Source organism: Brevibacillus sp. SIMBA_040 (assembly GCF_046535075.1).
Lineage (GTDB): Bacteria > Bacillota > Bacilli > Brevibacillales > Brevibacillaceae > Brevibacillus.
On the sequence record NZ_JAWRXI010000003.1, the window covers coordinates 319634 to 332036 of the forward strand.

The 12403-nt window shown below is 43.8% G+C and carries 12 protein-coding genes; all 12 read left to right on the forward strand.

Annotated elements, in window-relative coordinates; all coding sequences use genetic code 11:
* The first annotated feature begins 86 nt into the window (after positions 1 to 86).
* The 12 genes from purU (at position 87) to SB752_RS07225 (ending at position 12230) form a co-directional block, all read left to right on the forward strand.
* On the forward strand, positions 87 to 962 hold the full coding sequence (purU, locus tag SB752_RS07170) for a formyltetrahydrofolate deformylase (protein WP_410714997.1): 876 nt from the start codon (positions 87 to 89) through the stop codon (positions 960 to 962).
* Between the two features lie 399 nt (positions 963 to 1361).
* The gene (locus SB752_RS07175) at positions 1362 to 1739 is read left to right on the forward strand and encodes a PAS domain-containing protein (RefSeq protein ID WP_410714998.1); all 378 of its coding nucleotides are present in this window, start codon (positions 1362 to 1364) and stop codon (positions 1737 to 1739) included.
* Positions 1715 to 2119 carry an AAA-type ATPase lid domain-containing protein gene (locus SB752_RS07180; protein WP_410714999.1) on the forward strand — a complete coding sequence of 135 codons (405 nt, stop codon included), beginning with the start codon at positions 1715 to 1717 and terminating at the stop codon, positions 2117 to 2119. Before SB752_RS07175 ends, SB752_RS07180 begins: the two co-directional genes overlap by 25 nt.
* Positions 2120 to 2339: 220 nt before the next feature.
* Positions 2340 to 2513 carry a hypothetical protein gene (locus SB752_RS07185; RefSeq protein ID WP_410715000.1) on the forward strand — a complete coding sequence of 58 codons (174 nt, stop codon included), beginning with the start codon at positions 2340 to 2342 and terminating at the stop codon, positions 2511 to 2513.
* A gap of 477 nt (positions 2514 to 2990) precedes the next feature.
* Positions 2991 to 4109, forward strand: coding sequence for an LCP family protein (locus SB752_RS07190; RefSeq protein ID WP_410715001.1), 1119 nt, complete (start codon positions 2991 to 2993; stop codon positions 4107 to 4109).
* A gap of 199 nt (positions 4110 to 4308) precedes the next feature.
* A complete protein-coding gene (locus SB752_RS07195; protein ID WP_410715002.1) occupies positions 4309 to 5490 on the forward strand; it encodes a DUF418 domain-containing protein in 1182 nt (393 codons plus the stop codon).
* Between the two features lie 303 nt (positions 5491 to 5793).
* Positions 5794 to 6504, forward strand: coding sequence for a winged helix-turn-helix domain-containing protein (locus tag SB752_RS07200; protein ID WP_410715003.1), 711 nt, complete (start codon positions 5794 to 5796; stop codon positions 6502 to 6504).
* Positions 6497 to 7960, forward strand: a complete 1464-nt coding sequence (locus tag SB752_RS07205; protein WP_410715004.1) for an ATP-binding protein — start codon at positions 6497 to 6499, stop codon at positions 7958 to 7960. The genes SB752_RS07200 and SB752_RS07205 overlap by 8 nt, the downstream gene beginning before the upstream one ends.
* Entirely contained in the window at positions 7957 to 9069 is a 1113-nt protein-coding gene (locus SB752_RS07210; RefSeq protein ID WP_410715005.1) for a beta-propeller domain-containing protein, read from the forward strand. Before SB752_RS07205 ends, SB752_RS07210 begins: the two co-directional genes overlap by 4 nt.
* A 181-nt stretch (positions 9070 to 9250) precedes the next feature.
* Complete coding sequence (locus tag SB752_RS07215) at positions 9251 to 10384, forward strand: acyltransferase family protein (RefSeq protein WP_410715006.1); 1134 nt, start codon at positions 9251 to 9253, stop codon at positions 10382 to 10384.
* A 238-nt stretch (positions 10385 to 10622) separates the two neighbouring features.
* Complete coding sequence (locus SB752_RS07220) at positions 10623 to 11330, forward strand: SGNH/GDSL hydrolase family protein (RefSeq protein ID WP_410715007.1); 708 nt, start codon at positions 10623 to 10625, stop codon at positions 11328 to 11330.
* Positions 11331 to 11642: 312 nt separating this feature from the next.
* Positions 11643 to 12230, forward strand: a complete 588-nt coding sequence (locus tag SB752_RS07225; protein WP_235615634.1) for a helix-turn-helix domain-containing protein — start codon at positions 11643 to 11645, stop codon at positions 12228 to 12230.
* The last annotated feature ends 173 nt before the right edge of the window (positions 12231 to 12403 follow it).

Sequence of the window (12403 nt, forward strand, 5' to 3'; positions counted from 1 at the left end):
AGCAAAAGGAAAATCTCCCGGCTTGTTTTTACAGGCAACGGGAGCTTCCTTTTTGTACGTGGAATTGAAAAAACGGAGGAACCAGTATGGATCGCAACCTGATGAAAAACGAAAACAGAGCTGTACTCTTAATTTCTTGCCCGGAGCGTCTGGGCATCATCTCCGCAGTATCCAACCTGCTTTTCAGCTACAAAGCCAACATCGTTCAATTCGATCAGCATACGACAGATTCGCGTGACGGCATGTTTTTCATGCGGATTCAATTTGATTTGGACGCGCTCCCTGAAGCCTACCCGAAGCTTGAGCAGGATCTGTCTGCCATGGCCGAGGAATACCCGATGGAATGGCGTCTCAGCAAGGAAAAGCAGATCAAGCGCATGGCTATTTTTGTGTCCAAGATGGACCATTGCCTCGTTGAGCTGCTATGGCGCTGGAAATCCAAAGAAATTCTTGTGGACATCCCGATGGTCATCAGCAACCATCCAGACACCAAGGAAATGGTAGAAGCGTACGGGATTCCTTTTTACCATATCCCGATGTCATCGCAGAGCAAGGAAGAATCGGAGCGTGCGGCGCTTGCACTTTTGCAGGATAAAGTAGACTTCATCGTGCTGGCGAGATACATGCAGATTCTTTCCCCACGCTTTATTGCGAAGTATCCCAACCAAATCATCAACATCCACCATTCTTTCCTGCCTGCCTTTATCGGGGCCAATCCGTACCAGCGTGCCTTCACCCGCGGCGTAAAGCTAATCGGAGCCACTGCTCACTACGTCACGAACGATCTCGACGAAGGCCCAATCATCGAGCAAGACGTCATCCGCGTCAACCATCGCCAAAACGAAACCGACCTGAAAGTAGCCGGACGCCACGTAGAACGAAACGTCCTCGCCCAAGCCATCTCCTGGCACGCAGAAGACAAAGTCATCGTCTACGGCAATAAAACAATCGTATTCGCGTAAGGGGTTCGTACGCATCCGCGAGCCACTGGCTAGGTTTTCCGATATTCTCGTTTTAAAAACACGAGGACGAGTACAGCAGGTCCGAGGAAAAAGGAGAAAAAAGCGAAGATCTTTGGAACACCGCCCAGGCGTAATGAAAAAAGCGAAACACGTTTTTAAGCGTCCACCTCTGTGAGGCATCCTGAAAGGGCGACTTTTGGACGCGGTTTCGCTTTTTTCATTACGCCGGACAGGAATGCCCTCCCAGCAAGTGTTCCAAGAATCTGGAGCTTTTTTCTCCTTTTTCCTCGCCTCCCCCAAAGCACGACGACAACAATCGCCCTCAGTTTCCCCTCCCCTCTAGGCAAGTTAGTCTTTTTTGACTATTCTATAATCAATAATGACTAGGTGGTGCAAGCAATGGAAATCAAGCATGATGTTTTTCTCAAACATATCATTCAAAACTCGTTTGACGAGATCTTTGTGATTGATACAAAAGGAAATGTCATCTTTGTCAGCCCTACCTGTAAAGAAATGTTCGGAATCCCCGCAGAGGAAATGGTCAAGCAAAACGTCTACGACCTCGAAGCCAAAGGGATTTTCGCACCATCTGTAACCGCAATGGTATTAAAAACGAGAAATAAAGAAACGGTCATACAAGACACCCAAACGGGAAGAAAAAATGTTGCTTCCGCCTACCCCATTTTTGATGAACAGGGTGAATTCGTGGGATCAAGATCAAGATCCCTCCCATCAGAGAAAGACGTGAAGAGATGGTGTCCCTCATTTACGATCTGACGGACGAAATCAATCAGAAATACAAAATGAACAAGCAGTTTTCGACCGCCATGGTGTCGTGGCTGAGCCAGCAGGATTGGCCAGGGAATGTGCGAGAGCTGCGGCATTTCATTGAAAAAACAATCATTACTGCAAACGATCAGCTCATCGAGTGGGATGAAGAGATGACAGGGCAAAAACAGCAGCAGGGGGATCATGACCAGGAGCTGACACTGGATGGTTACATGGAGATGCTCGAAAAGGATTTTATCCTGCGCATGTACAGAAAATATCCGAGCAGCGTAAAGCTCGCAGAAAAATTAGGAATCAGCCAGTCAACAGCGAACCGCAAAATCAGAAAGTACCTCGGACAGGAGTTAGTCAAAAATGACAAGGAATGAGTGTGAATAACCTCCTCCTTTTTTATAAATGGCTTGAAAACCCTTGCAACGGCGGGAATCGACATTTTTCTTCAATAACCTTCATCGGTTTGGCATCGGAATTGCTATAAGAGAGAGGCAAGTGCAAAACGAAAGGGGATAGTCAGAAGGGAGCAACAGGAGTCTTTGGATAGGAGCATGGGACCGAAAAGGGAAAGCCAAAAATGAGGAGGAGTAAACAATGGTAGATAAAAGCGAAAAACAAGTACTGAATTTGCCGTATACAGGAATCTGTTCGTTTGGAAAATACCCTATTTGTACAGATTTGGACCAGTTGGATGCAGATGTCGCGATTATCGGTGTCCCATACGATATGGGCGCTCAATGGAAGTCAGGTGCTAGAATGGGCCTGTGATTTATAATTAATGTTGTTACTACTTATATTTAAGCTTGTCACCAGATTATAAGGAGTGACAAATGACATTTGAAACCTGTTATGACAAACCGTTGTCATAACAGGTTTTTTTTAACTTTTTATATAGTCGGGTTTAAGATTAACTGTTTAGGGAAAGTGTCATGTTGTTTTGACACCATGTACGCTTGCAGAACAGGGGGAATTACGTGAATTAGGAATACAAGGACTTTCAGCAGCCATGTTTCGTTATTCAAGCGAAATATGGTTGTATTTTTATGAAAGGGGAAATCAACACAATAAATACTTAGCTTCATCCCTCTGTTAACAATTTGTTTGCAAGTAAGCCAAACTTTCGTGACATAAGAGCTATATATTCGGAGTGGTCAGGGGGTGTAAGTAATTCAATCAGTGGATCTTGTCTTTACGTACATTGCATAACATAGTTTATCAATTAGGAATGTAAGGAGATTGACATACATGCCAGATACGGTAGCGAGAGATCGCCTCTCTAAACGTACGCAAAGAAAGCTTGTTCGACGTAAGAATGTGCGTCGGATTATTCTACTAGTTGCGCTTTTGCTGTTTCTGAGCATCTGCGGCACTGCTGGGGCTGTCATTTGGAACGTGAATCATACCCTCAATAAAATAACAGAGCTGGCACATGGCGGGATAGATACACCGAAATCAGATGTATACACAGCTTTTCAAAATGATAATCCAATCTCGTTTGTCATTCTTGGCCGTGATACCCGCCCGGAAACAGGTACAATGAATACGGATGTTATGATCGTGGCGGTCGCTGACCCTACTACAAAAAAAGTGACGATGGTCTCCATACCTCGTGATACGCGAGTGAAAATTCAAGGTTACCGCGGATATCATAAGATCAATGCGGTTTACGCTAAAGGGGAAGTTAAGCGGCGCCAGGCGGAGCGGAACGGACAGGTACCAACAGAAACGGGTGAAACGCTCGTCAAAAAGACACTCAGTGGCGTGCTTGGAATTCCAATAGAGCATTACATAAGCATTGACTTTGAAGGGTTCCGATCAGTGATTGACGAACTGGGTGGCGTTGAAGTGGATGTAGACCGCAAGTTGTACTACAACGACCCAACCGATGGCACCAATATCGATCTTAACCCCGGGTTGCAAGTGTTAAACGGCGATCAGGCGTTAGACTACGTTCGCCACCGTGAAGACAGTCGTGGTGTCAAATATTATTCGAGCGACTTCGACCGCAACCGCCGTCAGCAAGAGGTGATTAAGGTAATGACTGATAAGCTGACTTCTCTGGACGAACTGCCAAAACTATTCAAGCTGCTGGAAGTAGCTGGTGAACATCTCCAGACCGACCTGTCGAAAGATCAAATAATGGGTCTTGCTATGGACTTGATAGATATTACACCTTCTACCCTAGTCTCTCTAGACAACGGTGGCTATTGGAAAGATGGATATACGTATTTGGATAGGGAAAAATTCCTTACCGTTCGCACTACACTTCAAAGAGAAATGGATGTGAGGAGCAATCAAATTTCCGAATTAAACAACTCTCCGATCCATGCCAGCGATAAAGGTACTACTAGCACAAATCAATAACGCTTCTCTTGCGTACAACCTTATTTCGGTCAACCGACTGGAGTAAGGTTGTTTTTGTTTGATCATAAAATAGGTATTCGTCCGTTGTGACATTTTGTTTACATCTTGATCAAATTTTAGTGACATCTGCCCTCTATAGTGGAATAAGCATGAAGTCACACACACCTAACGAAATATCCATTTTGAGGAGGAGTACTAATTGTCAGTCAGTAGCAAGCTGTTGGACGAGTCTGGCAGTAAACATGAAAACAACAGACTGAGAAATAATGCGGTTGCAGGCAAATCGACGGGGCGTCTTGTGGCGCTTGATGCAGCGCGGGGTTTGGCAGTCATAGGGATGTATTTGCAGCACTTCGGGCAAAACGAGAGAATTGGTGCAATCGTCTCTGGGAACACAACGTTACTCTTTGTGCTCTGTGGAGGCATTTCCTACTCGATTATGGCGCAACGTATGAAGGATCGAGAAACGGAGATGACCTCGTTACGGGCAAGAATGCTCGCTCGCGCTGTGTTCATCGATGTGATTGGGTATCTGCTCATCATGCTGAATACCGGATACGGGGTGATCTTGCCCGCCTATGCGGCAATGTTCGTGCTTGCGTTGGTTCTGGTTCATCGTTCAACGCGCGTGCTTGTTACGACAGCAGCCGCTTTGACTGTGATAGCCCCACCGCTGATGATTCTTGGTATGAGCCTCCTATCGGAAGCGTACCTTCTTTCTGATATTGCTGGCGGCCCAATGTCTGCTCTCGCACTTGCCCCCGCTTTCGTCGCAGGAATGGCGATCGGGCGCCTTGATCTAACCAAGATAAGTACTGCACTCTCGCTCGCGGTCGGCGGTATTATCATGTTCGTCGGCGGTAAAGTGCTGGACGCTTTCGTTCTTCCTGGACTACGTCCTTCCTTCGAGGCGTGGCTGGTTCGCGTTCAAGGCGTCGTACCCATGGGCTACCAGCCGGACCTGTATGCAATTTGGCCGCTCAACACGGAACCACCGCTGTGGCAAATGCTTCTCAGTGCTGCTCCGCACACTGCATCGACATTTCAGACGCTAATTGGGCTAGGGCTCGCACTCCTGGTACTGGGACTGGTATGCCTCGTGCCGAAGATAATCTCTTCCGTGCTGCTGGTGCCTTTTGCGGCAGTCGGACGCGTGGCGTTTACGATGTATGCGGCTCAGTTCATCGTGATATGGTTTCTCAAACATGCGGGGATTGAAAATAGTCTTGAGGGAATCCCTTTAAGGGACGTGCTCGTCGTGGCGGTAACGCTAGTGACTGGGTTGTTAATCGCGTGGCTGCCCAATGGTCCGCTTGAGACATTGATGCGACATTTCGACCGGGTGTTTAGCGCCTCCCGAACAATACCGGCGTCCAGGTAGACAGTCATCCTTAACAGTGCTCAAAACTGTACAGGAGGACACATCTCCATAAACTTGGGAGGCAGCTGCAATACTTTTTCCCACATATCTCAACGCTAAGTGGGGTTAATTTTGAGGAGCTGCACAAACACAGCTCTTCTTTGATGTTCAATGAAGGAACAGGCTGAAGAGTTGGCGGTACGGGTTACGCCACTCGCTGCCATCCATTGGGATTGATTATTTACAGACAAATCTTTAACATTAGTATCAATGTCATGGGTATATATCATAAGCATTCGTGCAAGAAAAGAGATAGGAGCCATTATGAATAACGCTAAAATTCTCATTATCGAAGACGATGCTCCGATTGCAGATTTACTTTCATACGGACTTTCAAAAGAGGGATTTCTAACGCGTATCGCGACAAATGGAGCAGCAGGAACGAGAGAACTCCAGTTGTTTCAACCCGATTTATTGCTGCTTGATTGGATGCTACCTGACCAAAGCGGTCTGGATATTTGCAAGAAGGTAACCGCAGAATATAACATTCCGATCTTTATGATTACTGCGAAATCAGACATAACAGACAAAGTTCTAGGTCTTGAATTCGGTGCAGATGATTACATTACAAAACCTTTTGATCTTCGTGAAGTGCTTGCACGCATCCGGACGATTCTTCGACGAGTTGACCAAGCAAGCAGTGGTGATAAAGACGAGGTGAAAAAAGACATCATTTGTTTTCAAGATATCGAAATCAATCTAGAGGAACGACTCGTCCAAAAAAACAAGCAAACGGTTGAATTAACACCTAAAGAATTTGACTTGCTCATGATATTGATCAGGAATCAAGGAAAAACCTTTACTCGCTCGGAATTGCTTGACATAGTATGGGGATATCATTTTGTCGGAGACACCCGTACCGTTGATACTCACATACAAAGACTTCGTAAAAAGCTGGATGCTTCCGAATTCATTACGACTGTATTCGGAATTGGATACAAGTTCAAAAAACGGGTGGATAAGAAAGATGAATAAAATCAGCATTAAATTTCTTGTTGGATTTATTCTCATTTTTTCTGTTTCTTTTCTTGTGCTTAATCAAACGGTTAAGGAGCTCATTCGGACAAATAATCAGAATATCATTACATCAGAATTAGAGGGGCTTAAAAGCAACAGCAACATGTACGTACGTCAAGCGTTCCTGATTAACCATTTCACGAGTGATGAACTATATTTTGGCGAGATGGCTGAGGAAATGGGAAACACCCTCAATCATGCCACTGGTAGTAGCGTCGGCGTGTACACAATCGATGGCGAATTACTGTATGCTTCGGACAAGTCCAAGTTTTCACAGTCGAATAAAAATGATTTACAAGAGGCGATTCATGGCAAGACAGCCTATAGTATTAGTTATGATGATGATAAAACCTCCGTCCTTTTTTCTTATCCCGTTGTCATTGATGGATCAAAAGTTGGTATATTACGCTTTTTTAAAGATGTTAGCCTGCTTTATCAACAAAGTGGACAAATCTTGGAAAGTACCCTCTACATTACGCTTGCGATTTTCGCGGCGGCATTTTTGTTTTCGTATATTCTTTCAAGACATATCACCCTCCCACTTGGCAAACTTACCCTGGCCTCTACCGAGGTAAAAAACGGTAATCTGGACGTTCGCATCCGGTTTAAACGAAAGGATGAAATTGGTCGACTAGCTGACAATTTTAATGACATGATCGATCAAATCAGTAGACAAATCAACATTATCAAAAGGGATCGCGATCATCTCAAGGAGCTCCATAAACAGGAGAAGCTTTTCTTTGACAATGTCACCCACGAGCTCAAGACGCCATTAACCTCGATTCTAGGATATGCCGAGTTAATTCGAGCAAACGGTGAGAGTGACCGAATCTTCTTTGAAAAGGGAATCAATCATATTATAGAAGAAAGCAAGCGCCTACATGCAATGGTATTGAAATTGCTTGAAGTCTCACGTAATAATGTCACGAAGAATGAGTTAGACAAAGTCGATGCTGGACATATCCTTCAGGACGTCTGTGAATCGATGAGCATTCGCGCTCAACGATACAAAAAAAGTATAACGTATGACATCGATAAAGAATTAATCGTATTCGCTCAAGGAGACAGGATACGCCAACTCTTTATTAATTTGCTTGATAATGCGATCAAATACAGTTTATCCTTCTCGAAAATAACGGTGAAGGGACTTCATGTTGACGGGAAAATCCGTCTTATTTTTGAAAATCCAAGCGATCCGATCGACGTTGAACAGCTTTCCAGACTTTTTCAACCCTTCTACTTAGCTCACTCAAAGGATTTAGAAAAGGGCAGCGTAGGGCTTGGTCTTAGTATTGTCAAGTCCATTGTTGACGAATGTAATGGTTCGATTTCCATGGTTAGTCAACATGAACATACGATTGTTACTGTGGAATTTGACTGTTTGAAAATGATGGAAGCGGAGAAGAGCTTATGACTAATAAAAAATGGATAGTATGGTCAGGGACTCTGTCTTTGTTAGTTACGCTGCTGTCAGGATGTAGTGCAGGACCGCAAACTGAAACCATTATTATTTCCAGACAGGAGGAAATAAATAATGTGGATCAGACTTCCGGTCCATTTCAAGTTAAGAAGATTTATCGGCTCCCTTATGAATTTACAAGTTTAGGTGATTTGTTAGGCTGGTCCTCATCTGATTCGGTCGTTGCTTCATTCAAGATGGGAAGCATGCCTGAACGGATAGAATTGAAAAGTTTGGCCTATCCATTTAAGCAAAACCAGATCATCTCCGAGGTAAAAATTGATGACTCTCAAATGATTCTTTCTCCGGATGGAAAACATCTCTGCGAGATTTCCTGGTCCAATTCGGGCGTAAACTTGAAGCTGCTTTCATTGGAGGATGGGAAAGAAACGGAGATAGCCAAATTCAGTTACCCGATATATGTGCAAGATATATCATGGTCTGATAATAGTAGGTACCTGGGGTACTTAACGTTCGATTCTTCTGGAAGGGAGAAAAACAATCTCCGACTATATGATATGAAGTCACGGACTTCCAAGATCTATGAATTAAAGGATTTTGCTAGAGAAGATACACCCATAAGTATGAATGTTTCAGATGATGGCCGCGGCGTATTATTTACAATGTTTCCTGAACATATTGATCAAAGTAGAAAAAGATCTATTCTATTGGGAGAAATCACTGATAACAAAGTGGAGAAACGGTTCACTCGTGAGTTCGGAGGAAAGCAGAATGCATGGATTAGTAACGATCAGTTTGTATTCCTCGGATATGATGGAACATTATACGAATATGATCGGCGAAACGGCGCACTCTCCGTAATTTTAGAAAGAATTTCTACATTTAAACTCTCCCCTGACAAAAAAAGCATTGCTTACTCATTGGATGGTGAAAATATCATTTATGTAGGAAAATTGCAGGGAAGAAATGTTTTGTATAATGAACCCGTTTACCATGGGATTGTGCCTACAAATATGTACTGGAGCCTCGACAATAAAAAACTATTCATTCAGGGGCAAACCGATTCCACGGAAGGGCAGTCATTTATCTTAGAATTTGAATAACCTTGTTCACTCCAAGCAACCTTATTTCGGATCATCATCCGGATAAGGTTGTTTTTGTTATCAAAGCCCTTCACTCGGTGTGACAACTTGTTTACATCTTCATCAAACCTTAGCAACATCTAGCCACTATATTGTAATAGAGAAAGGCACAAGCCCATAAACAGACAAGGAATGAATCATAATGAATGGGGAACAAAACCGACCGAGGAAACGCTATATTCCTGGATTAGACGGCATACGAGCAATGTCTGTCCTGGCTGTGATTGGTTACCACCTCGATTTGAAGTGGGCTCAAGGTGGGCTGTTGGGAGTAGGGATTTTCTTTGTACTATCTGGCTACCTTATTACGGATCAGATCATATTGGAGTACAAAACAAAAAATAGATTATCGATCTTGAATTTCTGGATGAGAAGAATACGTAGACTGTTGCCTGCCATGGTTTGCATGCTTTTGTTGGTAGCATTATGGCTGATGATCACGGATTTTTCCAGACTTCAAGCATTGGAGGGTGATTTTCTCTCATCACTTTTTTACATGAATAACTGGTATCTCATCTTTCATGAAGTTTCCTATTTTGAGAGTTTCGGTCCAGCATCTCCAATTGGACATCTTTGGTCGCTTTCCATTGAGGAACAGTTTTACTTAGTTTGGCCAGTTGCACTCTTGATTGGCTTAAAACTAGTGCCACGTCGAGGAAAACTAATGCTGTCCATTCTTTTAGTGGCTTCCATATCCGCTATTGCAATGGCAGTAATGTATGAGCTGGGAATGGATCCAAGTAGAGTGTATTACGGGACGGACACCCGAGCATTCGCTATCCTGATTGGAGCAGCATTGGCGGTCGTCTGGCCGAGCTGGAAGTTGAGTGACAGGATTTCCCCTTTTGCTAGAGCGTTGCTTGATATCAACGGTGTGTTAGGAATCTTTATTTTACTTATCCTGATAGGTCGTTCGAATGAATACGATGATTGGCTATACCAGTTCGGTTTTCTTTATGTGTCTTTTGTCACCGCAGCTGTCATTGCAGTGTTGGCGCATCCAGCCAGCCGACTAGGGAAAATCATGGCATGCCAACCTCTGACCTGGATTGGGAAGCGATCTTATAGCCTCTATATATGGCATTATCCAGTCATTGTACTATCGAGTCCGACAGTCAATACTGGGGGGCTTGGTTTCACACAAATTCTGCTGCAAATAACCATGAGTGTAATCCTGTCAGCTTTATCATACAAGTATGTCGAAGAGCCGATCCGCCGGGGAAATTTCGGGGCACATCTTAATCTCGTTCGCAAGCGTAACATGGGCAAATCATAAGCGGATTAGCATTGATGATCCTCGTCTTTATACTTGTGTTATGGAGTATGAAAACAACTAAGCCCCAGCCTGATTCGGATATACCTGCTATCAATCAGGAAACATTCCAATCGGCGACCCTTCTGATGAAGGAGGGGGTAATTCAAAGGACACAGGTGACTAAAAAATGGCAAAATAACGTAAATAATAACCTGAGAGAAATTTCGAATGAATTCCAAAATGAAAGGATGAAATGGAAATGAAGATAAGAAAGGGAATGAGGAAAAGACAAGTATGGAAGATATGGGTGTTCGTCATCTTAATTTTTGTTGTAGGATTTCTGGATCTCCGTGCCGAGACCTCAGAAACGCCTGAAAAGATAGAAGTAAAAGGCCAACAATCTGAATCACATCAGAATAATGCCATACATTCCCCGCACCCACAGAACTCTGAGATGATTTCGAACGAGACTGAAATCAAGAAAGCAGAGCCACTCGATGGGGAAGGGATCACTGTCATCGGGGATTCCGTAATGATGGGAATCGAACCGTATCTGAAGGAAAAGCTACCCAAAATCACGGTGGAGGGAAAGGTCGGCAGACAAATGTCTCAAGCCAAGGATGTTGTTAATGAATTAGGAAAGCAAGGGAAATTAGGTGACCACATCATTATTGAACTCGGTACAAACGGGCCTTTCAAGAAAGATTACCTTCGCAATTTGTTAACATCACTTTCTGAGGCCAAAATGGTTTTGGTGGTAACAACCAGAGTTCCCAAAGGATGGCAAGATACGGTTAATTCGACTATCAAGGAAGTCGTCAGTGAATTCAGTAATGCAAAAGTTTTAGACTGGTACGCAGCCAGTGAAGGGAAAGGAGATTATTTCTATAAAGACGGGGTGCATTTAAAGCCGGACGGCAGCAGGTATTATGCTTCCCTTCTCATAGAAGCCTTGCAAGAAAAGTAAAGCAGTCTTTCAATTTATTACGGTGAAAGGCGAAAAAAAATGACGCTAAAAACTAAAAAAATAGTAGCTTTACTATCGTCAATGGTGACCCTTGTTGTAGCTTTTCGCTGGATAGTCAGTAAATGTCATTTTTAATTATATTAATTCCGTAAAGAGACAATCATAAATAAAAAATGTTGTTGCAAAATAAAAAATAGTGAAACGAATTGCCTCCACTTTCAACGGGAGGCTTTCTTTTTGTTGATTGATGCACTGGGATGATTGAATTTCGTTCAACTTTGTTGATCGATCAATCATGAGTCGGTATAATCAATGAGTGAACAACGGAAGAAGGGGATGGTTGTCATCGATCTATCAGAAATTGGGAAAAGAATCAGGAAAGCAAGACTTAGCCAAGGCTTCACACAACAGGAGCTCGCTGACCGTTGTGGGTTCACAAAAAGTCTTCTTTCCAAAATAGAAAACGGTCAAACCGCCTCAGCTGTTGCGACACTATCAAAGATTGCCGATCACTTGAAGACTCCGCTGGCGTGGTTTCTCGAAGAAAATCGCGAGGAGCATCTGGTTCTGTCCCCTCAAAACAAACGCACCTCCAAAATCGGCAGCAAGGAAATGGGCTATTTGTACGAAACACTCGCAAACCGCTCGCGGTTCAGTAAAATTGAGCCTGTGCTTGTTACCGTTCCGTTGGATATTGATACAACAGAGCCGTTCACCCATCCGGAAGAAGAGTTTATTTATATCGTAAGTGGAGCCATCGTTTTGTATTACGACGGAGACAAGCATATCCTCGAAGAAGGCGACACCGCTTATTTTTCGGGCAGCAAGCCGCATATTTTTCTCCCCCATGGCGATCAGGAAGCCAAGGTGCTGAGTGTGTTCATTCAGCCGTCCACCTAGCCTGACTTTTTCTAGCAGAACAACCCTCGATTAGCATGACTCACGCGATGTTTACCGTACCTTTTCATTGGCAGGTGCGGTAAATTGTCCTTCCCTCGGCTTCCCTCGGCATCGTCTCTCAACCCGATCTCGTGAAAAATTTTGAATCATCCCCATTTACAGAGCAGTGCAAC